The sequence below is a fragment of the Pseudarthrobacter sp. NamE5 genome (assembly GCF_005796225.1).
Classification (GTDB): Bacteria; Actinomycetota; Actinomycetes; order Actinomycetales; family Micrococcaceae; genus Arthrobacter.
In genome coordinates, this window is record NZ_VAHO01000011.1 from 107,322 (window position 1) to 129,391 (window position 22,070).

General features: G+C 65.7%; 20 protein-coding genes and 2 riboswitches. Of the genes, 11 read left to right on the top strand and 9 right to left on the bottom strand.

The annotated features are described in order from the left end of the window. Positions 1–47 precede the first annotated feature (47 nt). The 5 genes from FDW84_RS13900 to FDW84_RS13920 all read right to left on the bottom strand — a co-directional run bounded on the left by FDW84_RS13900 (position 48) and on the right by FDW84_RS13920 (position 4,729). Positions 48–548: an HNH endonuclease gene (locus tag FDW84_RS13900; protein ID WP_138134358.1), complete on the bottom strand. Its 501-nt coding sequence runs from the start codon at positions 546–548 to the stop codon at positions 48–50. 288 nt (positions 549–836) lie between these two features. After that, positions 837–1,619 carry an NlpC/P60 family protein gene (locus FDW84_RS13905; RefSeq protein ID WP_138610116.1) on the bottom strand — a complete coding sequence of 261 codons (783 nt, stop codon included), beginning with the start codon at positions 1,617–1,619 and terminating at the stop codon, positions 837–839. Positions 1,620–1,776: 157 nt separating this feature from the next. Next, positions 1,777–2,466, bottom strand: coding sequence for a C40 family peptidase (locus FDW84_RS13910; protein WP_138610147.1), 690 nt, complete (start codon positions 2,464–2,466; stop codon positions 1,777–1,779). Positions 2,467–2,527: 61 nt separating this feature from the next. Beyond that, positions 2,528–2,726, bottom strand: a riboswitch (cyclic di-AMP (ydaO/yuaA leader). A gap of 113 nt (positions 2,727–2,839) precedes the next feature. Continuing rightward, positions 2,840–3,661 carry a M23 family metallopeptidase gene (locus FDW84_RS13915; RefSeq protein WP_138610148.1) on the bottom strand — a complete coding sequence of 274 codons (822 nt, stop codon included), beginning with the start codon at positions 3,659–3,661 and terminating at the stop codon, positions 2,840–2,842. Between the two features lie 10 nt (positions 3,662–3,671). Then, positions 3,672–3,914: riboswitch (cyclic di-AMP (ydaO/yuaA leader) on the bottom strand. A gap of 119 nt (positions 3,915–4,033) precedes the next feature. Continuing rightward, entirely contained in the window at positions 4,034–4,729 is a 696-nt protein-coding gene (locus FDW84_RS13920; protein WP_138610117.1) for an iron-dependent transcriptional repressor DtxR, read from the bottom strand. A 279-nt stretch (positions 4,730–5,008) separates the two neighbouring features. On the opposite strand from FDW84_RS13920, the gene serC reads away from it, so the two are divergent. After that, a complete protein-coding gene (serC, locus tag FDW84_RS13925) occupies positions 5,009–6,139 on the top strand; it encodes a phosphoserine transaminase (RefSeq protein WP_138610118.1) in 1,131 nt (376 codons plus the stop codon). Between the two features lie 112 nt (positions 6,140–6,251). On the opposite strand, the gene FDW84_RS13930 is transcribed toward serC, so the two are convergent. Further along, entirely contained in the window at positions 6,252–6,869 is a 618-nt protein-coding gene (locus tag FDW84_RS13930; protein WP_138610119.1) for a DUF3027 domain-containing protein, read from the bottom strand. A gap of 6 nt (positions 6,870–6,875) precedes the next feature. Then, positions 6,876–7,259, bottom strand: a complete 384-nt coding sequence (locus FDW84_RS13935) for a cold-shock protein (protein WP_050056250.1) — start codon at positions 7,257–7,259, stop codon at positions 6,876–6,878. Positions 7,260–7,487: 228 nt separating this feature from the next. On the opposite strand from FDW84_RS13935, the gene FDW84_RS13940 reads away from it, so the two are divergent. The 9 genes from FDW84_RS13940 to FDW84_RS13980 all read left to right on the top strand — a co-directional run bounded on the left by FDW84_RS13940 (position 7,488) and on the right by FDW84_RS13980 (position 17,694). Next, a complete protein-coding gene (locus FDW84_RS13940) occupies positions 7,488–7,721 on the top strand; it encodes a hypothetical protein (protein ID WP_138134352.1) in 234 nt (77 codons plus the stop codon). A 10-nt stretch (positions 7,722–7,731) separates the two neighbouring features. Further along, entirely contained in the window at positions 7,732–10,215 is a 2,484-nt protein-coding gene (locus FDW84_RS13945; RefSeq protein ID WP_138610120.1) for a helicase-associated domain-containing protein, read from the top strand. Between the two features lie 13 nt (positions 10,216–10,228). Continuing rightward, positions 10,229–11,875, top strand: a complete 1,647-nt coding sequence (locus FDW84_RS13950) for a DNA repair helicase XPB (RefSeq protein ID WP_138610121.1) — start codon at positions 10,229–10,231, stop codon at positions 11,873–11,875. Continuing rightward, positions 11,856–12,341 (top strand): DUF427 domain-containing protein, encoded by a 486-nt coding sequence (locus FDW84_RS13955; protein ID WP_240721521.1) that lies wholly within the window; start codon positions 11,856–11,858, stop codon positions 12,339–12,341. Before FDW84_RS13950 ends, FDW84_RS13955 begins: the two co-directional genes overlap by 20 nt. Before the next feature lie 158 nt (positions 12,342–12,499). Next, on the top strand, positions 12,500–12,961 hold the full coding sequence (locus FDW84_RS13960) for a hypothetical protein (protein WP_205754746.1): 462 nt from the start codon (positions 12,500–12,502) through the stop codon (positions 12,959–12,961). An 11-nt stretch (positions 12,962–12,972) separates the two neighbouring features. Continuing rightward, a complete protein-coding gene (locus FDW84_RS13965; RefSeq protein ID WP_138610123.1) occupies positions 12,973–15,027 on the top strand; it encodes a multicopper oxidase family protein in 2,055 nt (684 codons plus the stop codon). Between the two features lie 80 nt (positions 15,028–15,107). Next, positions 15,108–15,818 (top strand): response regulator transcription factor, encoded by a 711-nt coding sequence (locus tag FDW84_RS13970; protein ID WP_013599958.1) that lies wholly within the window; start codon positions 15,108–15,110, stop codon positions 15,816–15,818. A gap of 2 nt (positions 15,819–15,820) precedes the next feature. Continuing rightward, positions 15,821–17,299, top strand: coding sequence for a sensor histidine kinase (locus tag FDW84_RS13975; protein WP_171046784.1), 1,479 nt, complete (start codon positions 15,821–15,823; stop codon positions 17,297–17,299). 107 nt (positions 17,300–17,406) lie between these two features. Continuing rightward, positions 17,407–17,694: a WXG100 family type VII secretion target gene (locus FDW84_RS13980; RefSeq protein ID WP_138610124.1), complete on the top strand. Its 288-nt coding sequence runs from the start codon at positions 17,407–17,409 to the stop codon at positions 17,692–17,694. 33 nt (positions 17,695–17,727) lie between these two features. Here FDW84_RS13980 and FDW84_RS13985 read toward each other — a convergent pair whose 3' ends face one another. After that, positions 17,728–18,735, bottom strand: coding sequence for a ribonuclease HI family protein (locus tag FDW84_RS13985; protein WP_138610125.1), 1,008 nt, complete (start codon positions 18,733–18,735; stop codon positions 17,728–17,730). 269 nt (positions 18,736–19,004) lie between these two features. Here FDW84_RS13985 and FDW84_RS13990 point away from each other — a divergent pair, with 269 nt between their 5' ends. Beyond that, entirely contained in the window at positions 19,005–20,315 is a 1,311-nt protein-coding gene (locus tag FDW84_RS13990) for an ABC transporter substrate-binding protein (RefSeq protein ID WP_138610126.1), read from the top strand. A 100-nt stretch (positions 20,316–20,415) separates the two neighbouring features. On the opposite strand, the gene groL is transcribed toward FDW84_RS13990, so the two are convergent. Next, positions 20,416–22,044 carry a chaperonin GroEL gene (gene groL / locus FDW84_RS13995; protein WP_138134342.1) on the bottom strand — a complete coding sequence of 543 codons (1,629 nt, stop codon included), beginning with the start codon at positions 22,042–22,044 and terminating at the stop codon, positions 20,416–20,418. Between the last annotated feature and the right edge of the window lie 26 nt (positions 22,045–22,070).

Here is a 22,070-nt window from a genome sequence, read left to right on the forward strand (position 1 = left end):
CCCAGCCTAGCCATCAGGAGCTTCAGGGAAGCGCCCGGCAGATCCGGTCAGGCGGCGCGCTCCGGCAACAGGAAGGGATCCCAGGCCGGTGTCGGCTTTTCGAGTTCCTTGATCTGCCAGATGGTTCCATGCGGGGGTTCGGGGACGATCCGCAGTTTCCAGCCCATCTCCGCCGGCGTGTGATCGCCCTTGACGTTGTTGCAGCGCAGGCAGGCCGCCACCAGGTTCTCCCAGGAATCTGCGCCGCCCCGGGACTTCGGGTGGACATGATCGATGGTGTGTGCCGCCTTGCCGCAGTACGCGCACTTGTGGCCATCGCGCCTCAGGACCCCGCGTCGGCTGACAGCGGTGGGCTGGTTGTATCTGGGACGGATGTAGCGGTTCAGCAGGATCACGGACGGGCGGCCCAGAATCTCCTGCGGCCCCACCACGGGGTCGTCGCCTTCCGCAACCACACTGGCCTTGCCCGTGAGCACAAGCACCAGCGCCCGGCGGAAAGTGATCACCGCCAGCGGTTCATATCCAGCATTCAGAACGAGAGTGCGCATGCACGTACCTCTTCACGGCCGCACCCGTCAGGGGCACGAGGGCCGGCTGCCCTCGGCATATCCGGGCTATGGATCGACACCACAAGAGTAAACAAAGAAGTGCACTATCAGCTAATCGCAGATTTGCGAAACCACCGTGTCGGATCTGTCACAGGGTCTTCGGAGCTTTGCACGTCCGTTACCAGGCGATCGCGCATCCCCCATTGCCGGGGTTTAAAGCGGAAAACCCCCGCCGCCCGGCAGGGGTTTTCCGCAAAGTTTATCCAGCTCGGCAGGAGCCGGAGTGTACTAGTTCACGCGGATGAAGACCGGGCCTGAACCCACGTTGGCGCTGAAGACGACGGTCTGGTTGCCGTTGTAACCGCCGTGCACGGCCTGGCCGTTGCCTGCGTAAACGGCAATGTGGGCCATGCCCGAGCCGCCGTCGGCGTAGTAGATCAGGTCGCCGGGCTGGGCCTCCGCAGCGCTCACCGTGCGGCCAAGGGAGAGATACCCTGCGGGCCAGTCGTGGAAGTTGATGCCCACTGCTGCCAGGGAGTTGGTGACCAGCATGGTGCAGTCCTGCATAACGCCGAGCTGGGCGTATGCGGCAGACAGGATGGCTGCACCCTTGCCGCTGGCGGAAGCGGCAGGAGCTGCGGCCGGAGCCGGAGCCGGAGCCGAAGCGGTGGCAACCTTGGCGGTGACCTTCGGGGCAGCCACCGGCTCGGCTGCGGGAGCCGGTTCGGCTTCCTCGACCTCAACAGGCTCGGGTTCTTCGATGACAGGCGCCGGCGTGGTGGTGACGGCAGGCTTCTCGAATGTGATGGCAATGGTGGAGGCTGCAGAGATCGGTGCCTCGACAGTGGATTCAACTTCCAGTGTGGAAGCGGGAGCGGAGTCGCGCTGAACGTTGGAGTCGGCAGCGTTTGCAGCAATGCCGCTGGTCAGCACCAGGCCGGAGGCAGCCGCGATGACTGCTGCCTGGCGTCCTACGCCACCGGCGTTGTCGCCGACGGCCTTCGCAATGATGGCGATTGAGTTGGTCTTGGTGACCTCGGCACGGTGCCGTGCGGTAGCACGAGTAGTCATCAGTTCTCTCTTTCGTTGTCCTCAGCGCCGTGTGGGCACACAGGGGTTTGGACGCGCCGGCATCTTGGGGGTACGCCGGCACGTCCCGAACGGGGATGTGGTGGAGCGGAAAGTGCGTGGAGCAAAGAAAAAGCTCCTGGACCCGAAGGTCCAAGAACTATTTGTTGATGGTGAAGAAAGCCGAGCTTCCGGTGGCGGCTACCGAGTGGAGCAGGGTCCCCTGCGAAGGGTTGAGTGCGCTGACCATCATGCCGTTGCCGACGTAGATGCCCACGTGTGCGCCACCGTTCTGCATCACCAGGTCACCCGGCTGGGGGGTGGAGGTAGGCGTCATGGCAGTCCAGGCGTTGACGCGGGGGATGCTGATGCCGGCCTGGGCGTAGACCCACTGGGTGAATCCTGAGCAGTCCCAGCCGCTGGTGGGGCTGGTGCCGCCCCAAACGTAGGGGCTGCCGATGCCGGTGTAGGCGATGGCGGCCAGCCCGGAAGTGGCAGCGGAAGAGGCGGTTTCAGCCAGTTTGTCCGCCGCAGACGCCGGAGCCGCCGCCGTGGAGGCTTCCCGGGTTTCGGAGGCGGTGGACTGTGCCCGCACCGGTGCAGGCTTGGGAGCTGCGGTGGTCTTGACCACCGGACGCTCGAAGGAAACGGTGGCAGTGGGCGCCGCAGTCACTGCCAGGGCGGACTGTGCAGACCCGGACTCGGTGGAAGCGGAAATACCGGCGGTGGCGTCCGTTGCGTTGGCGGGCAGTCCTACGCTGAGGATGAGACCGGAAGCGGCTGCGATAACGGCAGCCTGGCGACCTACTGTCCCGGCATTGGCACTAACGGCCTTGGAGACGGTATCCAAGGGGTTGGTACGAACCGCGTGGGCACGGTGGCGCGCAGAATTATGGCGTGAAGACACGAAGGTAGCCTCTCCCAATGCCTGCGAGGTGAGCTGTCGGATTCGGATGGGAGTCACCCGGCCACGCTGCTTCCCCAGGAAGCTTTGTGACTTAACCCCAAGGTCTTCGCCAAAGCCAAGACCAAAAATTGGTTCCCCCGCCCCTGCCAGACGATGAAATGCGAACGGACCTTGAGCGGTGGCAGAGTTAGGCAATCCGCGCAAGAGCGTCAACTTCGGAAAAGTTGACGCGAGTTAGACGGTACAGCAGTTTTCCGGAAATGTCACATTCAGGTCACGGCAGGTCACGGTCATTTGATAGCAAGCCATCATTTGACTAGAGCCAACCGGTGGGATCGACAACTTCCCCGTTGACCTGCACCTCGAAGTGCAGGTGGCAGCCGGTAGAGGCGCCGGTGGTGCCGCTCAGGGCAAGGACATCGCCGCGGGAGACCGTTTGCCCCTCGGTCACGCTGAAGGACGAGAGGTGGTTGTACGTGGTCTCCAGGCCGTTGCCGTGGTCCACTACCACCCGGTTCCCGCCGCCGTACTGGTGCCAGCCCACGAAGGTAACGGTGCCGGTGGCGGCAGCCAGAACCGAGGTGCCGCACTGGGCCACGTAGTCCTGGCCGCGGTGGAAGTCCCCAGAGCCGCCGGTGATTGGGCTGACCCGGTACCCGAACGGGGAAGCGGTGGAAAGGGTGGCCAGCGGAGCCCCCAGGCTGCCTACCGAGGCGGCGCGGCTGACGGCACCGGCAGACTGCGCACTGAGCAGCTGCTTCAGCTTGCCGTCAGGGTCTGCCTGGGTGACCACGGCGGAGCGGCTGAAGTCGATCTGTGCGGCCGCTTCGGCCGTGATTTGTGGCTGCGGGGTGACAGCGGTGGCTGCAACCGGGGTGACACCTGCTGCTTCGTCTGCCATGACAGGGCTGGTGGCCGGCACGGTCACGGTCAGCACGAGGCCTGTTGCAGCAAGCGCGATGCCGGCCTTTTGGCCGATTCCGCTGGCTGACGCGAATTCGGTGATCTGACGGAAAGGACCTCGACGGCGGCGCGCATCACGGTGCGGATCGCGGGGGCGTTCCATCGTGACGGCTTCGACAGCACGCGGCGTCGAACCGGGGACTGCCGCACGGCGGCGTCCCCTGGGGGTCTGCATGGTCAAGTAGGGTTCCTCTCTGAAAAGCCTGCGAAGTTAGCTGTCGGATTCGGGTCAGAGAGTTCAAAGACCCGGTCCGCCGTAGGCAAGCTTCGGCACAGAGATATCCCCGGAAGGATCCTTCACTGGAAGAGGCTTGCTGCTGACGGACTTCACCCCAAGGCAGTCCCCCGCTGCCGGTTGTGGTTCCCCCGCCTCTGCCAGTAATGACTCGTACACCTGATCCGCTGGCAGAGCTCGGCTCCAGATCAGGTAACGCTTATGTATCAACGCTGCCGTTAACTATAGGGCCTTAAGTCCCTAAGTAACAATTCCGTTATCTTCGCGTGACCGGTCCCACAAGGGGTAAGCGGACGGCCGGATATGGGCCCGCTAGCGGACTGCCACGAACACGTGCGCGGCTACTTCGGGCGGCAGCTCCAAGGCGCCTTCGATGCCCGGAACCCGCACTGAAATGTAGTCGCCCACCCGTTCGAGGGATACCGCCGCCCCCGGTCGGATGCCGCCCTCATCCAGCTGGACCAGAAGCTCGGGCTCCACCTGGATGGGCTCAGCCAGGCGGCTGACCGTGACCGCGGACGCCGGCCCGTAGGACTTCATCGCCTCCAGCAGGCTGATGGCTGCGTCAGCAGCGGGCGCAGTTGCTTCTCCGCCCAGGGCGGCCAGGCCGGGAATGGGATTGCCGTACGGAGACTGAGTGGGGTGGTCCAGCATCTCGTAGATGCGGCGCTCCACCCGCTCAGACATGACATGTTCCCAGCGGCACGCTTCATCGTGCACGTAGGCCCAGTCCAGCCCAATGACGTCGGCCAGGAGCCGCTCCGCGAGCCGGTGCTTGCGCATCACCTCAGTGGCGCGCTTCCGGCCCACCTCCGTCAGTTCCAGGTGCCGGTCGCCGGAAACAACAACCAGGCCATCGCGTTCCATCCTGCCGATGGTCTGCGAGACCGTGGGCCCCGAGTGGCGCAGGCGTTCGGCGATCCGCGCGCGGAGGGCGACGATGTTTTCTTCCTCGAGCTCCAGGATGGTCCGAAGGTACATCTCCGTAGTGTCGATCAGATCCGTCATCCAGCTCAGCTCCTCGAGCGCAGTACCTTGCGTTGTCCCACCGTATCGCCTTCAGAGCGACGTAGTCCGTTGGAAAGCTTAGCCTATTTTGACTTTGTCCGAATAGTTGGGCGGGGGCACAGGACTCCGTCTCAATGTCTGGACTATGACGGCCCCGGTTCCCGCCGCAACAGCTGTTCGGGCAGAATGAGGAGGGCCGAGTCGCCGTCACCGCCGACTGTCTGCCAGCAAACAACCGTCCCGGACCCCTGCCGCGTCCACGCCGAAATTGGAGCACCTGTGAGCGAAAACAGCATCACTATTCCCGCCGACCTCCTGCCCCAGGACGGGCGGTTCGGTGCCGGCCCGTCAAAGGTCCGGCAGGAACAGATTGATGCCCTGTCCGCTGTATCGAAAACCATTCTCGGCACCTCGCACCGGCAGGCTCCGGTCAAGAACCTGGTGGGATCGGTACGTGAAGGCCTGAGCCAGTTCTTCCGTGCGCCTGCGGGCTATGAGGTAGTGCTCGGCGTCGGCGGTTCCACCGCTTTCTGGGACGTTGCCAGCTTCGGCCTGGTGGAGAAGAAGGCGCAGCACCTCTCCTTCGGCGAGTTCGGGTCGAAGTTCGCGGCCGCCACCAACAAGGCACCTTTCCTGGAAGCGTCCTCCATCATTAAGTCGGAGCCGGGCACCCGGCCCGAGCCGCAGGCGGAAGCCGGCGTTGACGTTTATGCTTGGCCGCAGAACGAAACGTCCACCGGCGTTTTCGCTCCCGTGAAGCGCGTGACCGGCGCGGACGAAGGCTCGCTGGTGCTGGTTGACGCCACGTCGGCTGCAGGCGGCCTGGACGTGGACGTGGCGGAGAGCGACGTTTACTACTTCGCCCCGCAAAAGAACTTTGCCTCCGACGGCGGGCTCTGGCTCGGCCTGTTCTCCCCCGCCGCCCTGGAACGCGCGGCCCGGATCAAGTCCACGGATCGCTGGATCCCGGATTTTCTGGACCTGCAGACCGCCATCGACAACTCACGGCTCAACCAGACGTACAACACCCCGTCGCTGTCCACGCTGGTGACCCTGGATGCCCAGGTGCAGTGGCTGAACGCCAACGGCGGCCTGGACTTCGCTTCAGCACGTACTGCCGACTCCGCCGGGCGTATCTACAGCTGGGCGGAGTCCTCCGAATTCGCCACGCCGTTTGTCGCCAGCCCGGACGAGCGTTCCAACGTCATCGCAACCATCGACTTCGACAACTCCGTGGATGCTTCAGGGGTGGCCAGGGTCCTGCGGGCCAACGGAATCGTGGACACCGAGCCGTACCGGAAGCTCGGGCGCAACCAGCTGCGCATCGCAACGTTCGTGGCCATCGAACCGGCAGATGTCTCTGCCCTGCTGGCAAGCATCGACTACGTCGTGGGCGAACTGCGCAAGTAAGGTCCAACCCAAGGAGTTAATGTACGACGGCGCCGCCCGGGTCCTGCCCGGGCGGCGCCGTTCCGTTGAGCCCGGGCAGGAAATGCTTCCCCTGCACAGGGAGACTCCGCGCTTACTCCTCGCCGGCGTCGTCCCTGCTGGACCCATCCACAACGTCGGAAACGTCAGCGTCAAAATCCGCAGCGTCCGGATCACCGCCGGCCGGCGCGGCCTCTTCCCCATCCCGCACCGGAGCCGCTTCCCCGGCTTCCAGCAACGCTTCCTCCGGTTCAGCGCCTTCAGATTCCTGCTGCTGGGCATCCTCCGGACGAACGCGTTCCGCCCACGGCACCCACTCCGGGGCGAGGATGGAGTCCTCGGAGGGCAGTAAACCCAGTTCGTTGACGGTGACAACCTTGGACCGGGAATTGCGTGTCAGCACCGCATACCACTGCCAGCCCACGTAGCCGGGCAGCCTGGATTCAAACAGGTGCGTCACCAGGCGGTCCCCCTCGCTCTTGGCCGCCAGGTGCCGGCCAATGGTCGCCGCCGCGGTAATACCTTCAATCGCGGTGCGCGCAGTGTCGACGGCGGCGGCCAGGAAGGCGTCGGGCTTGCCGGTACGCCATACCGGCACCCCCTTGCGGCGTGCAGAGACGGCTTTGGCAGCCGCGGCGGTGCCGGAGGTTCCGGCGGCCGGAATCTGCAGTTCCCGCTGGGTTGATACCGGCTGTTCAGCTTCCGCGTTCATCAGTGCCTAAACGTCCAGCTCGTCGGCAACCTTACGCAAGGCAGCGGCGATGGCTTTGCCCTTGTTGCCTTCCGGGTACTTGCCCTTGGACAGGGTCCCCGACAGGTTGTCCAGCACTGTCACCAGGTCCTGCACAAGCGGAGCGAGATCCCTGGCGCTGGGTCGCTTGGCTTTGGCGATCGAGGGCGTCTTGTCCAATACACGCAGGCCCAGTGCCTGGGCGCCCTTCCGGCCATCAGCCACCCCGAACTCAACCCGGGTCCCGGCCTTGAGCTCCGTCACACCCTCGGGCAGCGACGATTTCGGCAGGAACACCTCCTGGCCGTCCTCGCCCGCGAGGAACCCGAAGCCCTTGTCCTTGTCATACCACTTGACCTTGCCGGTAGGCACGTAATCAACCTTCTTCGTTCTGCTGTCATGAGACGCGGCCGGCCGCCACCGCATCCGCCTTGTTGTGCGGGTTCAGGGTATGGCAGCTCCAGACCGCGTTGGTCTGTCCTCCAAGGTTATCCTGCCCGGTGGGCTAATCCCGCTTTCAGCGCCGCTATGCGACCCTGGCCGTGAGTCCACGGAAACGATGTTCCCCGGCCTGGTTGATGGAGCTGTAGCGTTACGTCCATGACACCCTCGCGTTACCGGCGGCCCGTTATGATCGCGGCCGCAGCCATCGCCGTGCTCTCCCTGCTTGCGGTGGCCGCTGTGATGGCCTTTGCCTTCGCCGGCACAGTCGCCCCTGCATGGATCACCTACTCCGCACTGTACGGCCTGCCCCTGGCTTTCCTCCTGATGCTCTTCCTGGTCCTGGACGGCGTTGCCGGTCGCCGCCGGGCAGGAAAGCCGGACCGGCGGTAACGTTGGACTGATGTCCCTTATTCGCGCGCTCAGCAAGGAGCTGGAGGCACGCAGCGACGATTCGCTGCGTGCGCTGTTCGCCGCGCGGCCGGACTTGGTCATCCCCACTGTCCCGGACTTCCCCGCCCTTGCCGCGAGGGCAAGCTCCCGGCTTAGCGTTCAGCGCGCCCTGGAGCGGCTTAACCGGCCCCAGATGCAGGTCCTCGAAACCCTCCATCTGTGCACCAACACGGACACCGGCCACAGCGCGTCTGCCGCCGGTCTCCGCAAGCAGGTCCCAGGATCGTCAGCGGCAGCCCTCGACCGGATCCTGGCCTCGCTCCAGGAACTGGCGCTGGTGCACCGCGCCGAACCTCCCCACGGCACCCCGGCCGCCACGGCAAGGCAGCGGCACTACCTGCCGGTCGGTTCCCTCAAGGACGTGGTGGGAATCTACCCTGCCGGACTGGGCAGGAGCTACACCGAACTGGTCCGTCTCCAACCTGCGTTCGCCCAGCGGGCAGTCCAACTGGTCTCGGAACTGCGGCGCGGCGGCGCCGCCATCCACGACGCCACCACCCCCATGGAAGCAGCGCTCGCGCTGCAGCAGTGGACATCCTCCCCCGAAGCCCTTCAGGAGATCCTCTCCAGCGCACCGGAACGGACGACGGCGCTGCTGGCCAGGTTCCGGAACTGGGCCATGGGTGCCGTTCCCCAGGCACAACGGAAAGCCTCCATCGCCAAGGAGGGGTCCGACGTCGGACCGGTTGACTGGCTCCTGGCCCGGGGCCTGCTGGTGCCGCTGGATGCGGCCCATGTGGAGCTGCCGCACAGCGTGGGCGTGGCGCTGCGCGGCGGCGCCATCATCGACGACTTCACCCTCTCACCCCCAGTCCCCGAGCTTGGCCGGACCACCGCGGCCCTGCGCAGGAACGCAGCACTCAGCGCCATTTCGGAGACCCTGCGCCTGGTTGCCGAACTGCTCCATGCAGTAGGTGAACAACCGCTGGCCACGCTGCGCAGCGGCGGGGTGGGGGTACGCGAGACCCGGCGCCTCGCCGAGTTGCTGCGCGTCACCCAGCAGCAGGCGGGGCTCCTGCTGGAGCTGTCCGCGCTGGCGGGCCTCATCCGGCTGGACGTTGATACCTCCGCCTGGGTCCTGCCTCCGCAGCTGGAATGGCTCGTCCTGCCCCGGCAGGAACAGTGGCTCTGGCTGGTCAACGCCTGGCTGGCCAGCGAGCGGGTACCGTCCATGGTGGGCCAGCCCGTCAACGGAAACCGCGGCGGCCCGCCATCCCACCGCTCCGCCTCGGGAAGCACCGTCGTGCCCCTTTCAGCGGAAGCACAGAGGCCGGACGCTCCTGTGGTCCGCAGGCGCGTCCTGGAGATCCTGCATGAACTGACGGACGAAGCCGGCTTCGCGGACGGTACAGCCCCGGTGCTGGACGCTGCCGCCGTCCTCCAGCGTGCGGAGTGGGCGCAGCCGAGGATGGCGCGCCGCTTCAGCTCGATGATCCGCGGCGTATTGACCGAAGCCGAACTGCTTGGCCTCGTAGGTTCGGGGGCACTGAGCCAGCTGGGAGCCGCCCTGGCTGAAGAAAAGCCTGACGCCGCCCTTGCCATCCTGGGCGAACACCTTCCCGCAGCCCTGAACCACGTGCTCCTCCAGGCGGACCTGACCGCTGTCGCCCCGGGGTACCTTGCCCCGGAGCTGAGGGCGAAACTGGTCCTTATGGCGGATGCCGAGGGGCAGGGGCCGGCCACCATCTACCGGTTCTCCACCGGGTCCATCAAGCGCGCTTTGGATCACGGCTACGACCCCGCGGGCATCCTGGCGTTCCTCCGGGAGCACTCCGCCACAGCGGTGCCCCAGCCGCTGGAGTACCTGGTGGAGGATACGGCCCTGCGGCACGGCAGGCTGCGGGTGGGGGCAGCAGCAAGCTTCATCCAGAGCGAGGACGAGGGTGCGCTGCAGGAACTTTTGTCCGGGCCAAAGACAGCCGCTCTGAACCTGGTGAGAATCGCCCCCACCGTCCTGGTGTCCTCAGCACCGCCGCGCGAAGCCGCGCAGGTATTGCGGAGCCTTGGCCTCTCGCCTTCACTGGACGGCACTGACGAACCGGTGATCCGGCTGCGGGCAACTGCGCCGGCGGACGCCGCGCGTCCTGTTTACACGGCCCCGCGGATGGCGCCCGGGGCGGAGGAAGTGGACGCCCAGCTTGCAGTCCTCCGGCAGGGAGGCTCCGCCGTTGGTCATCACGGGAGCGCCACGCACCTTGCAGGGGAAGTGGGTACCCAGCTGGGGCTGGAGGCGCTGCAGCGTGCCATCAGGCTCAAGCAGCGGATCAGCATGAACGTTGTGGACAGCATGGGGAATGCAACCCTTGAAATTGTTGTTCCGCTATCTGTGAGCGGCGGACGTGTCCGCGTGTACGATCCTGCCAGGGAAACAGAGCGGGTGCTGTCCATCCACCGCATCATCGATATCGAGGCTGCAGAGGAACTGCACCAGTGAAGGATCATCCTGCGTGAACGACGGACCGCTGATCGTCCAGAGCGACAAAACCATCCTGCTTGAGGTGGACCATGAGCTGGCCACCGAAGCCCGCCATGCCATCGCGCCATTTGCCGAGCTCGAGCGGGCGCCGGAGCACATGCACAGCTACCGGCTGACGCCGCTGGGGCTGTGGAACGCCCGCGCCGCCGGGCTCGACGCGGAGAAGGTGCTGGATACGCTGCTGAAATACTCGCGCTTCCCGGTTCCGCACTCGCTGCTGATCGACGTCGAAGAAACCATGTCCCGGTACGGGCGGCTCCGCCTGGAGAAGGACCCCCAGCACGGGCTGGTCATGCGGACCGACGACTACCCCGTCCTCGAGGAAGTGATCCGGGCCAAGAAAATCCAGCCCCTGCTCGGGCCGCGGATCGACGGCGAGACTGTGGTGGTGCACGCCTCCCAGCGTGGGCAGCTGAAGCAGCTCCTGCTCAAGATCGGCTGGCCGGCGGAGGACCTGGCCGGGTACGTGGACGGCACCCCGCACCTGATCGCGCTCAATGAGGACGGCTGGAAGCTGCGCCCCTACCAGCAGATGGCCAGTGACAACTTCTGGGTCGGCGGCAGCGGCGTGGTGGTTCTGCCCTGCGGTGCAGGGAAGACCCTGGTGGGTGCGGCAGCCATGGCAACGGGCTCCACCACCACCCTGATCCTGGTCACCAACACGGTGGCGGCCCGCCAGTGGAAGGACGAGCTGCTAAAGCGCACCTCCCTGACCGGGGACGAGATCGGCGAGTATTCGGGAGCGGTCAAGGAAGTCCGGCCGGTCACGATTGCCACCTACCAGGTCCTTACCATGAAGCGGGGCGGCCTGTACCCCCACTTGGAACTCGTGGACGGCCACGACTGGGGCCTGATCATCTACGACGAGGTGCATCTGCTGCCCGCGCCGATTTTCCGGATGACGGCGGACCTCCAGGCGCGGCGGAGGCTGGGACTTACTGCGACGCTCGTCCGCGAGGACGGCCGCGAGGGCGAGGTGTTCAGCCTGATCGGGCCCAAGCGCTATGACGCGCCCTGGAAGGACATCGAATCCCAGGGCTACATCGCTCCCGCCGACTGCGTGGAGGTCCGGGTCGACCTCCCCAAGGATGAACGCGTGGCCTACGCCATGGCTGACGATGCCGACAAGTACCGGCTCTGCTCCACGTCCGAGTCCAAGACGCAGGTGGTGGAACAGCTGGTGGCGCGGCACGCCGGTGAGCAGCTGCTGGTCATCGGCCAGTACATCGACCAGTTGGACGACCTCGGCGAGCGCCTGCAGGCCCCGGTCATCAAGGGCGACACGTCTGTGAAGGTGCGCCAGAAGCTGTTCGATGCGTTCCGTGCCGGGGAGATCCAAACGCTGGTGGTTTCCAAGGTGGCCAACTTTTCCATTGATCTGCCCGAAGCCTCGGTGGCCATCCAGGTATCCGGCTCGTTCGGCTCGCGGCAGGAGGAGGCGCAGCGGCTGGGCAGGCTGCTGCGGCCCAAGAAGGACGGCAGGGCAGCCCGTTTCTACTCGCTGGTGTCCCGGGACACGCTGGACCAGGACTTCGCGGCCAAGCGCCAGCGGTTCCTGGCGGAGCAGGGGTATGCCTACCGGATCATGGATGCGAAAGATGTGCAGGCAGCAGAATAGCGGCCAGGAATCAGTATGGGACTACCCGCGCCCGCCGCGCGTTGAGCCGAGCAGTGAACGGATCAGGATCTTCCTGGGCGGGGAGCTGATCGTTGACACCGTGGACTCGCTCCGCGTCCTGGAGACGAGCCACCCGCCCGTCTATTACCTGCCCCGCCGGGCCTTCCAGCCCGGAGCGCTGGAGCCGGCGCCGGGAAGCAGCTTCTGCGAGTTCAAGGGGTCCGCGCGGTACCTCACCGTCCGCGGCGGTGCCATGGCGGCCGAAGGGGCGGCCTGGTTTTACCCGGAACCGGCCCCGGGCTATGAGGTCCTGGCGGACCGGGTGACGGTGTATCCCGGCAGGATGGACCGCTGCGAAGTCGACGGCGAACAGGTGATTCCCCAGCCCGGCAACTTCTACGGCGGCTGGATCACCAGCCGCGTGGTGGGACCTTTCAAGGGAGGACCCGGGACGCTTGGCTGGTGAAGCTCGGTCATACCGCGTGGAGACGTAGGGGGAATTACGGACCGTTAGGGGGTTTTCCACCCTTGTGGCCGCGCAGCGGCACTGCCACCATGTTGCCGAGGCCCTCCGGGCAGCACGCTGGGCTCCTTCACACCGCTGCTGATATCAAAGGACTGACAATGCGGAAAGTGCTGTTCGGGGTGTCCGCCCTCCTGCTGGCATCCGCGGTACTGCAGCTGTTCTTCGCCGGGTACATGTTCTTCCAGAACACCGTTGAAGAAATGCATGACGCGTCCGTGTTCCATTCCATGAACGGACAATACGTGTTGCGGGGCCTGGCACTCCTGGCCATCATCCTGGCGGCGATTGCGCGGGCAGGTAAGCGAACCATCTGGCTCGCTGTCGGAATCTTCGTGATGTCCCTCGTCCAGCTGCTGATCTTCATAGTGGGCGGGATGCTGACCGGTTCGTCGGAGGAGCATGTCACGCCTGCCGGCTCCTGGGTCGCCAGCATCCATCCTGTCACGGGCATGCTGATCATCTTCATGTCCTACTGGCTATTTCTCCGTTCCCACGCCCTCCTGCGCACTGCCCAGCCGGCCGTCGCCAAGGCTGAGGCCGGCAGCAGCGCCCAGGTCTAAGCCGGGCCTTCGTGGGCGCCTCGCAGCTGCTGGGGCTTGACCTTGTCCTGTCGGTCCTGACGGCAGCGGCCTGGTCTGCGGCGGCCTGGTTTGTCCTGGAAACCAGCCGGCGGCCGACGGCGGCTCCTGTCTCCGGTACGCGCCTGGCACTCCCGTCGCTGGTCGCCGCCCTTGTCCTTACAGCGTCGAAGGTCGCGGCCGTAGCCTCGCTTGCGGCCGCGGGATGGCTTTTCGCCAGCGAACGCGCCGTCGTCGGACTTCCCCTGCTGGTGCTCCCGGCGCTGGCGGGCGGAATTGCCGGCTTTCGTTGCCTTGCCCAGCGGGGGATTCCTGATGTCCAGGCCGGGACGTATCTGCGGCTCCCCGCACCCGTCCTTGTCCTCTGGGCGGCTGTCGGGGCGTCTGCCTCGCTGCTGGTGCCTGTTGTTCTGGGTTTTGATCCCCACCCGGCCGCTATCGCCGCCTTCCTTGCCCTGGCTGGTTGCGGAGCCCTCATGTGCTGGATCCTCTTCGGGCCGGCCGGCGCGCGGCGGCGTTCCCGGGCAGCCACCGCGGTGGGGGTGCTGATGCTCGGCACCGTGCTGGGCGCCGCCGGGCTGGGCTGGCTCGGCAGCCGCAGCGCCGAGGGAGTGATGATAGCCGCCGTCGGCCACCACGGGGGACCCATCGCCGGCGGCGGGGCGTCCGGCAGCACAGCCGCAGATCCCGGGCTCCGCCCCGTCACCGAGCTCACAGGCGACCTCCCGCAGGACGCCCCGGTACGGCATTATGAGCTCACGGCAAGGCAGCAGACCTTCACCTCTGCCGGTGGAAAGACGGTGGAAGCCTGGACGTTTGGTTCACTCCCCGGCCCGGCGCTGGAAGCGGAGCTTGGGGACATTATCGAAGTCGTTCTCGCCAACCGCGACGTTGCCGCCGGAGTGACGCTGCACTGGCACGGCTACGACGTCCCCAACGCCATGGACGGCGTGGCGGGCGGCACCCAGGACACCCTGCGGCCGGGGCAGGCAATGACCTACCGGTTTGAGGCGCGGCAAACCGGCACTTACTGGTACCACACCCACCAGATGTCCGCCGAAGGCGTGCGCAAAGGACTGTACGGCACACTGGTGGTCCGGGACCCCGGGGTGTCCAGGGCCGCCACAGATTTGGTGGTGGCGGGACATTCTCTGGCGTCGCTGACCCTCCTGGGCAGCTCCGACGGGGTGCAGGTCCATGAGGCCAGGGCCGGCACCGATGCCAGGCTGCGGCTGGTCAACACCGACTCGCTCCCCCAGCGGTACCAGCTTCTCGGTACGGGCTATTCAGTGGCTGCAGTGGACGGGGCCGAACTGCCGGCCGGCGTTGGCGTTCCGGCGGCGGAAGCCTCCGGGACCATCCTCCGGCTGCCGGCCGGAGGCAGGATGGACCTCACGTTCACGGTGCCGGATCATCCGGTGACGCTGCGGACGGAAGGCAGCTCCAGCGCCGCCGTCGTCCTTGTTCCTGACGCCGATGGTGCAACACCCCCTGCCGCCTATGGCGAGGCACCAACGCCGGCAACAGCTGATTTCCGTTCAGGTACGGAACTGGACCTCCTTACTGCCTCCGGGCAGGCTTCCGGGCGGCAGGAGGTGCCGGCCGGCGGAACGGGTTGGAACCGTACGGCAATCATGGTCCTGGACCGGCAGCTCCGCTTTGTTGACGGCGTCCCACGCTACGCCTACACCGTCAACGGGGCCGCGTTTCCGCAAATAGAACCCCTCGTGGTGCAGGAAGGCGATACGGTAAAACTGACCGTCGTGAACAGGACCTCGGAGCCCCATCCCATGCACCCCCACGGACACCATGTGCAGGTGCTGGCCAGGAACGGACAGCCGCCAGGCATGCCTCTGGTCCTGGATACCTTCGATGTCCTGCCCGGCGAGGTCTGGGAAGTGCTCCTCACCGCCAACAACCCCGGCATCTGGGTGGACCACTGCCACAACCTGGATCACGCTGCGGAAGGGATGATGATGCACCTTCAGTACCGCGGCTACTCCTCTCCCTTCACTCACGGCGGGCCTGCCGGGAACCGGGCGGAGTAGCATTGTCCCCTGCGCACCCGGCTGGAGTTCTCCCAAGGAACTTCCAGACAACTCCCAGACTCGGGGAGCATGATGGGAGCATGAACAAGAACGGCCCAGAAGCGAAGCTCCTTGTTGTTGACGATGAACCCAACATCCGGGAGCTCCTTTCCACCTCGCTGCGGTTTGCCGGCTTTGACGTGGTGTCGGCCGCGAACGGCAGGGACGCGCTGGCCGCCGCCGATGCCCATGCGCCCGACCTGGCCGTTCTGGACGTCATGCTCCCGGACATGGACGGGTTCACCGTCACCCGCCGTCTGCGTGCCTCCGGAAAGCACTTCCCGGTCCTCTTCCTGACGGCCAAGGACGACACCGAGGACAAGGTCACCGGCCTCACGGTGGGCGGCGACGACTACGTGACCAAGCCCTTCAGCCTGGACGAGGTGGTGGCGCGCATCCGCGCCGTGCTGCGCCGCACGCAGCCGCTGCTGGATGACGACGCGGTGATCCGCGTCGATGACCTGGAGCTCGACGACGACGCCCACGAAGTGCGCCGCGGCGGGACCGTGATCGAGCTCTCCCCCACCGAGTTCAAACTGCTCCGCTACCTTATGCTCAACCCCAACCGGGTGCTGTCCAAGTCACAGATCCTGGACCATGTATGGGAGTACAACTTCAACGGTGACGCCTCCATCGTGGAGTCCTACATCTCCTACCTGCGCCGGAAGGTGGACATCGACCCCGACGCTCCCGCGCTGATCCAGACCAAACGCGGCGTGGGGTACGTGCTCCGGACGGCAGAAAAGCGCTGACCTTGCTGCAGCGATGGAAGTCGGCCTCGCTGAGGACGCAGCTGGTGGCCATGATCATGGCCCTGCTGATAGTTGCCCTCACGGTAACGGGCGCGGGCACACTGGCACTGCTGCACAGCTACCTGCAGGCGCAGGTGGACGACAAGCTGTACGGGGCCGTTGACCTGGCGCGGAAACAACGCTCGTTTACGCAGCTGCAGGCACCCACCAACCCCATGGTCCCCACCGACTACTCCCTGATCCTCTTCGCGCCCGGAGAAGAGCCCTACCCCTTCGGGGGCGACCCCGACAGCCGGCCGGACATCAGCTCCATAACTGTCGAGCAGGCGCAGGCACGTGGTGCTGTCCCGTACCAGGCGCGGGGCACCGACGGGGAGAACTGGCGCGTGGTGGCCGTACCGGTGCAGAACAACCAGACCACGGCGGTGGTGGTTATCGGGCTCCCCCTGCGGAGCGTGGACGATGTCCTCAAGCACGCCACCCTGGTGGTCACCGGAGTGGGGCTGCTGACACTGCTGCTGGCCTCCCTGATCGCCAGCTGGACCGTTTCCCGATCCTTCCGGCCGCTGGCCAGGGTGGAAAAAACAGCAGCCGCGATCGCCGCCGGCGATCTCTCCCGCCGTGTTGAAGTGGAAAATCCCGGAACTGAGCTGGGGCGGCTCAGCAGCTCGCTGAATGCCATGCTCGCGCACATTGAAACCGCGTTTGCAGCCCGCACTGCGTCAGAGGCGAGGATGCGCCGGTTCGCGGCCGACGCATCCCATGAGCTGCGCACCCCGCTGGTCACCATCCGCGGGTTCTCCGAGCTCTACCGGCACGGGGCATTGACCAGCGAGGAGGATGTTGCCACCGCCATGGGCCGGATCGAAAGCGAAGCCAAGCGGATGGGCTCTATGGTGGAGGACCTGTTGCTGCTGGCACGCCTGGACGAGCAGCGGCCCTTGCAGCAGAAGCCCGTGGACCTTCAGCTCCTTGCCCACGACGCTGTGGTGGACACGCAGGCAAGCGACCGCTCCCGCGCCATCACCCTTACCGGGCTCGACGGGGAGCCTCCCGCGCCCGCACCAGTGCTGGGCGACGAGGCCAAACTCCGGCAGGTGGTGGGCAACCTCATGGGCAACGCCCTCCGCTACACCCCGGCCGGCAGCCCCATTGAACTGGCCGTGGGAGTCCGCCGCCAGGAGGACGGGCAGCGGCGCTCCGTCATTGAGGTGCGCGACCACGGGCCCGGCATCTCCGCGGAGGATGCCTCCAAGGTCTTTGAGCGGTTCTACCGGGCGGATACGTCCCGCACCAGGGAGACCGGGGGCAGCGGACTCGGGCTCGCCATCGTTGCGGCGATCGTCGGCTCGCATGGCGGTTCCGTTCGGGTGGAGGATACCGACGGCGGCGGCGCAACCCTGGTGGTCAGCCTGCCGCACCGTGAGGAAGCACCGGCGGAGCCTGGCGCGGGCAGCGGCGGCGAGGTTGTCCACATATAGCTCCAGGCTGTGGCCGTGCCTGCAGCCGCTTCCCTAGGCTGGTTGCAGCAGCCCGGAACAGCCGGGTGGGGCAGCCTGCGCTGCCCGTCACAGCGAAAGGCACCGCCATGAGCATCATCTCCGTCGATACCGAACTCCTGCAGCTGAAGTCCGCCAGCGTCCAGGCAACAGTGGACAGGATCAGCGCGGACGTCCAGGCCATGAAACGCGGACTGGACGAACTCCAGGGTTCATGGCGGGGCTCGGCTGCCACCAACTTCCAGGCGCTCATCACCGAATGGACCATCACTCAGGGTCGGGTGGAGGCTTCCCTTGCTTCGATCAACGCGGCGCTTGCCTCCGCGGCAGCAACCTACGCCCAAGCGGAGCAGGGCAACACGCTGCGGTTCAGCTGAGCAGTCCGGCTGGGCGCGGGGGCACGGAACGGATCAGGCCTCCGGCGTGCCCTGGTGGAAACGCAGCCGCCACCGGCCACCATCCAAAACCCACAAAGAGCTTCTCAGGATGGTGCCGGAGCGCGCGTAGCTGCGGTAGGTCAGCAGGACTGCCTCGGCCCCGATCCGGTCTACACTGAGGATCTCAATGTCCGTCCGCTCCCCCGGGTCTTCCTCCAGCGCCATCATCATGGCGTCCCGGGTCCATACCCGGCCCGAGCTGCCGAACTCCATGAAATCGGGGTGCAGCAGGACGGCCGTCCGTCCAATATCCCCCCGGACCAGCGGACCCAGCAGCTCACGCTCCAGTTCTTCCACCTGGGCCTCCGGCGGGGCTGACGCTGCCCGGATGGCGGTGCCATCCGCGCCGAAGGCCCCGTTACCCAGCTGGCTGAAGAGGTCCGGCTCTTCGTAGGCTTCGGCCGGTGACGGTGTCTCCGAAGGCGCCCTGCGAACCGCTTTGGCTTCGCTGGCGTCCCTGGCTTCTTTCGTCTGAACCGCCGCTTTGGCTCCCGCGCCCGGAGGCATATGGTGGGCGCCGGGAAATCCGGGGCCTGAACGGGCTGCCACGCCCTGCTGGTAGGCGGTGGCGGCGGCGCGTGCACGCTCGTCGGCAGCTTCGTTCAGGTCATGCCCGGCATGCCCCTTGACCCATTCGAAGGTGTACTTCCGTCCGACGAGCTCCCGGTCCAGTTCCTTGAGCAGCTCCACATTCAGGACTGGCTTGCCGTCGGCCTTGCGCCAGCCTTTGCGCTTCCAGCCCGGCATCCACTTGGTGATCGAATTGATGACGTACTGGCTGTCGCAGAGGATGTGCAGGTCCTCCTGCGGCAGGTGGGCAGTTGCGCGCAACAGATCCAGGACCGCCATGAGTTCTCCCTGGTTGTTCGTCCCGTGGGGCCAGCCTCCGGCACGCCAGCAGTCGTCGTTCACGTACCAGGCCCAGCCAGCAGGACCCGGGTTTCCCAAGGCTGAACCGTCAGCCGCTGCAGTAATCGTCACCGGTCCATCCTGCCAGACGGGCACGACAAAGCGGACGCCCGGCGGCCCCTGGGCTGCAGTACTGTCAAGGCTGGGCACGGAAGGCGGGTAGGACCGCCCCGACACGGTGGGAAACAGTAGCAGGAAAGCGTTTACCGAAAACTCTTGACCTTGCCTGCCGGCTGGGGGCAGAATCGGTTCTACGAAATGAGAAAACGTTTTCTGGACGGCTGGAAGCAAGGGGGCAGCAGCTGGTCGGGGAAAGCGATAAGCACCAGGAAGGCACATCAATGACGATTCCGACCCTCAGCCGCAGGCGGTTCCAGCTTGGCGCGGCAGCCGTGGCCCTTTCCATCCTCGCGACGGGCTGCGGCAGTTCCTCAGGCGCCGGCAACAATGAGGAAGTGACCCTGCGGTTCGCCTGGTGGGGCAATGAGTACCTGAATGCGCAGACCGAAAAGGTCATTGACGCGTTCGAAGCGGAACACCCGAACATCAAGATCGAATCGGAGCCGGGTGAATGGAGCAGCTACTGGGACAAGCTGGCCACCAAGACCGCGGCCAACGACGCGCCGGACATCATCCAGATGGACCAGAAGTACATCGCGGAGTACGGCGGACGCGGTGCACTCCTTGACCTGTCCAAGCAGAGCGGCATCGATACCTCGAAGCTGGACAAGGAGGCGCTGGCGTCCGGCCAGTACGACGGCGCGCAGTACGGCCTGAGCACCGGCCAGAACGCGTACGTGATCATGGCGAACACGAAAGTCTTTGAAGCGGCCAATGTTCCCATCCCGGACGACACCACGTGGACGTGGGATGACTTCATTGAAACAGCCTCGAAGATCAGCGCCGCCGGCGGCGGCAATAACTACGGCGCCGCGTACGGCAGCAACGAGGCCGACCTGATCATTTGGCTGCGCCAGCACGGGGAGAACCTCTACTCGGAGGATGGCAAGCTCGATTTCGATACCGCAACAGCCGCCGCCTTCTGGGAGCGGCTGAAGGAACAGCGGGACTCCAAGGCAAGCCCGCCGGCCACCGTGGCCACCGAGGACGCCGGCGCAGGCCTCGAGGAAAGTCTGTTCGGCACCAACAGGGTGGGCATGGCGTGGTGGTGGACAAACCAGCTCGGATCGCTTGAGGCCACCACCGGCAGCAGCATCAAGATGCTGCGGGCACCCAGCATCGACGGCAGCGCCGCGGAGAACGGCATGTACTACAAGCCGACGATGTTCTGGTCCGCTTCCTCCCGCTCGAAGAATCCGGAGGCAGCATCCACGTTCATCAACTACCTGGCCAACAGCCCGGAGGCCGGAGCGATCCTGATGACGGACCGTGGCGTGCCCACCAACTCGGAGATTGTGGAGAGCATCACTCCGTCCCTGAAGCCGGCAGACACCACCGTAGTGGGTTTCCTGAAGGACATTCAGCCGGATATCAAGGAAGCTCCGCCCGTCCCGCCTGTCGGTGCAGGCAGCGTGCAGAACGTGATTAAGCGCTTCACTGACGAGGTGCTGTACGACCGCCTTACCCCGCAGGCCGCCGCCGAGGCGTTCAAGAAGGAAGTCGAAGGGATGATCTCCGGCGCCAGCAAGTAGCGGCCTTAGCCGGCATAAGCGCCAGGAATGAAAAAGCGGCCCCCTCGGGAGAGGGGGCCGCTTTTTTGCTGCAGGCGGGACGGGTCCCGGCAGGGAAGGCTTAGAAGCCGCCCATGCCGCCCATCTCGTCGCCGCCGCCGACCGGTGCCGGGTTCTTCTCCGGCTTGTCGGCTACTACGGCCTCGGTGGTGAGGAAGAGGCCGGCAATGGAGGCCGCGTTCTGCAGGGCAGAACGGGTCACCTTGACGGGATCATTGACGCCGGCAGCCAGCAGGTCGGTGTATTCACCGGTTGCGGCGTTCAGGCCGTGGCCGGCGGGCAGGCCGCGGACCTTGTCAACCACTACGCCGGGCTCCATGCCTGCATTGAAGGCAATCTGCTTCAGCGGAGCATCGATGGCAACACGCACGATGTTGGCGCCGGTTGCTTCGTCTCCGGAGAGCTGCAAGTTGGCGAACGCCTTGGCGCCGGCCTGGATGAGGGCCACGCCGCCACCGGCAACGATGCCTTCCTCAACAGCAGCCTTTGCGTTACGGACTGCGTCTTCGATGCGGTGCTTGCGCTCCTTGAGCTCAACCTCCGTCGCGGCACCGGCCTTGATGACTGCAACGCCGCCGGCCAGCTTGGCCAGGCGCTCCTGCAGCTTCTCGCGGTCGTAGTCGGAGTCCGAGTTTTCGATCTCGGCGCGGATCTGGGACACGCGGCCGGCAATCTGGTCGGCGTCGCCTGCACCCTCGACGATGGTGGTCTCGTCCTTGGTGACAACGACCTTGCGTGCCTTGCCCAGGAGTTCCAGGCCGGCGTTCTCCAGCTTCAGGCCAACTTCCTCGGAGATGACCTGGCCGCCCGTGAGGACGGCGATGTCGGCGAGCTGTGCCTTGCGGCGGTCACCGAAGCCCGGAGCCTTGACGGCGACGGACTTGAAGGTACCGCGGATCTTGTTGACGATCAGGGTGGCCAGGGCCTCGCCCTCGATGTCCTCCGCGATGATCAGCAGCGGCTTGTTGGACTGCATGACCTTTTCGAGGACTGCAACCAGTTCCTTGACGTTGGAGATCTTGGAGTTGACGATCAGGATGTACGGATCCTCAAGGACCGTCTCCTGGCGCTCTGCGTCGGTGACGAAGTAGGCGGAGATGTAGCCCTTGTCGAAGCGCATGCCCTCGGTGAGCTCAAGCTCCAGGCCGAAGGTGTTGGACTCTTCGACCGTGATGACGCCTTCCTTGCCGACCTTGTCCAGGGCCTCGGCGATCAGGGCGCCGATCTCGTCGTCACCGGCGGAGATGGATGCCGTGGCGGCGATCTCTTCCTTGGTTTCGATTTCCTTGGCGGAGTTCAGCAGTTCGGCGGTAACGGCGTCAACAGCCTTCTCGATGCCGCGCTTGAGGGACAGCGGATCGGCGCCGGCAGCAACGTTGCGCAGGCCTTCCTTCACCAGGGCCTGGGCCAGAACGGTAGCGGTGGTGGTGCCGTCGCCAGCGACGTCGTCCGTCTTCTTGGCAACTTCCTTGACCAGCTCGGCGCCGATCTTCTCGTAGGGATCGTCCAGCTCGATCTCCTTGGCGATGGAAACACCATCGTTGGTGATCGTGGGGGCGCCCCACTTCTTCTCGAGGACGACGTTGCGTCCACGCGGGCCGAGGGTGACCTTAACGGCGTCGGCGAGGGTGTTCAGGCCCCGCTCAAGGCCGCGGCGTGCCTCTTCATCAAATGCAATGATCTTGGCCATAACGGCAGTAGTCCTTTCGGGACAGT